The organism is Micromonospora sp. NPDC050686 (genome assembly GCF_040654475.1).
Lineage (GTDB): Bacteria > Actinomycetota > Actinomycetes > Mycobacteriales > Micromonosporaceae > Micromonospora.
In genome coordinates, this window is record NZ_JBFAID010000134.1 from 1 (window position 1) to 2326 (window position 2326).

The following is a 2326-nucleotide window of genomic DNA, read 5'->3' on the forward strand; positions in this document are numbered from 1 at the left end:
GCCGTCGTACTTCGCCGGATCGTGCGGTGGGGCACCCCTAGCAGGCATCCGCGAGTACATCGAAAACCAGAAACGCCCAGGCACGTGACGCGATTCCTCCCGGCCCTGAAGAGACCGGGATTCCTCGCTAGGCCACGTTGAATCCACTGAGGGCCAGGTGAAGTGTCGAATGATCACTCTGCGACTCGGCGTGCGGACGCTGGCTAGGACCCGGTGGTCGGCTTCACTGGCCATGGAGGCCATGGCGTGGCTGGCCCTCGCCGCGAGCACCCGCCGGCACGCGGTGTTCGGTGATCCGGGCCCGGTCGCACGAGGAGCTCTGCGGCATCCCGACGTGTCGTTGGTCGCCGATCTGCTGTCACCTCAGGGAGCCGGCTACATCCCCGATCTCCTGACGCCGAAACCGCGGCTCGGTTCGTGGCACGAGATCCTGGACGCCCAGCTCGCCGAGATCGAATCGGCCGCGCAGGACGCCGTTGACACCCAGGTGTTGTCCGCCGCGGAGTCACATCGCGGCCGGCCGCTGCCTCACCGTATCCGACGACTCGCCGAAGCCGGGCGACTGCAGCAGCGGCTCGCCGCCGGTGTCGCACACTTCTGGCGGGAGACGTTGCACGACGACTGGCCAGCGCTTCAGACAGTCATTGACAACGACATCGGCGCACGATCCATGGCCATCGCCGGGAACGGCATCGGCCAGGTACTTGGCCGGCTCCATCCACGGATCAACTGGACCAGCGATTCGCTGATCATCGACACACCTCATGATCGCGTGGTCGACCTCACCGACCACGACCTCGTGCTCGCGGCCACCGTTCTGACATGGCCAACCCTCATGGTCCAGATCGACGATGCGATGCCCGCCATCATCTACTACCCGCCTAGCCGGGTCGGGAACCGCCGCTGCCGTGGTCCCGGGGGACTCACCGAGGTGGTCGGCGCCGTGCGCGCCGCACTGCTCACGGACCTCGAGGTCGCCCGCTCGACCGCAGAGTTGGCGACGCGGCACGGCGTGGCGGCCAGTACGGTCTCCTACCACCTCGGTGCGTTGCACCGCGCCCGGCTCGTCAGCAGGCATCGAGACGGCCGCCACGTTCTGTACCAACGCACAACGCGAGGCACCACGCTGGCAGACACCGCCGGGCCGTAAATCCAATGATGTGGGGCCGATTCGAACTGGTTCGAATAGTTTCGGCTGCACCTTTGCACCAGGGTTGACTGACCTCATCTACACCGGTGTCACCGACACCTCATCACTCAGCTCCGGCACAAAGATCCCACAGCTAAGGAGACTCATGAAGCGACAAATCCTGGCGTTCTTCGGTGCGTTGGCGCTGGCGGCCAGCGGGCTCCTGGCCGTGGCCGGCCCGGCCCAGGCGTCGACGTCGCGCAACGGCGTGTGCGAAAGCGGCGAACTGTGCATGTGGCAGAACAGCGACCTGCGCGGCGGTCGCTACGACACTGCCGCGACCACCCCGGACTTCCGGCAGTGGTCGTACGTGGCTGCCTGTACTTCGGGCTGCTCGCTGCAGGACAGCGTCAGCTCGCTGCGCAACTACGATCCGGTGAATCCCGTCCGCCTCTTCGAGCACGAGAACTTCCGGGGCCTCTACTTCTGGCGTCAGAAGGCCAACAGCGGTCAGTCGGACGAGGCCCTGAACCTCACGCTGGACCTGGACCAGAACGGGAACAACTGGAACGACCGATTCAGCTCGTTCTGCTTCGTCTGGGCCGGCCAACCGCAAACGCGTTGCCGCCCATAGGACCGCGTCGAGGGGCTCGCGTCGGCCGTGAGGTAGGCGGCAACGCGGGCCCCTCCATCCTGAGCGAGGTCTTCATGCCCATGATCTACAGGCAATTCGCGGCCCTCGCGCTGGCCTGCCTGGCCCTCGGTGCCGGTGCCGCCTGTGACCCGAACGGGCCCGCGCAGCGGCCCGCCCAGCCATCGCCGGTGGCGACCATGAGCCTTCCGTTGGACCGCCTGTTTCCGTCTGGAGACGAGGACCTGCTTCTCCAGCGGGCCGAGGCGAAGCTGGTCGTGGCCTGCATGCGCAGGCTCGGCATCTCCTACCGGCCGCCGCAACCGCAGCGCACCGACCCGGCTGCCGCGCGAGACGGGTTGTACGGACTGGTGGAGCACGGCCAGGCACAACGCCTCGGCTACCACGCCGCATCCGACGGTGCCCCGGCTGAAGACAAGGATCCACCGCCTCCAAAGGAGACGGCGGCGGCGCTTACCGGCACCCGGTTCGACGCCGGCGGACCGGTGCCGGCCGGCGGCCGGATCCCTGAGGGCGGCTGTCTCGGCGAGGCGAACCGGCGCCTG

The 2326-nt window shown here is 67.5% G+C and carries 3 protein-coding genes; all 3 read left to right on the plus strand.

Going from position 1 to position 2326, the window contains the following annotated elements; translation table 11 throughout:
- Positions 1–169 precede the first annotated feature (169 nt).
- Complete coding sequence (locus AB0H57_RS32740; RefSeq protein WP_357512610.1) at positions 170–1150, plus strand: helix-turn-helix domain-containing protein; 981 nt, start codon at positions 170–172, stop codon at positions 1148–1150.
- A 145-nt stretch (positions 1151–1295) separates the two neighbouring features.
- On the plus strand, positions 1296–1763 hold the full coding sequence (locus tag AB0H57_RS32745) for a peptidase inhibitor family I36 protein (RefSeq protein WP_357512611.1): 468 nt from the start codon (positions 1296–1298) through the stop codon (positions 1761–1763).
- Between the two features lie 80 nt (positions 1764–1843).
- Positions 1844–2326, plus strand: a 483-nt coding sequence (locus AB0H57_RS32750; protein ID WP_357512613.1) for a hypothetical protein, incomplete at its 3' end; no start/stop codon positions are given.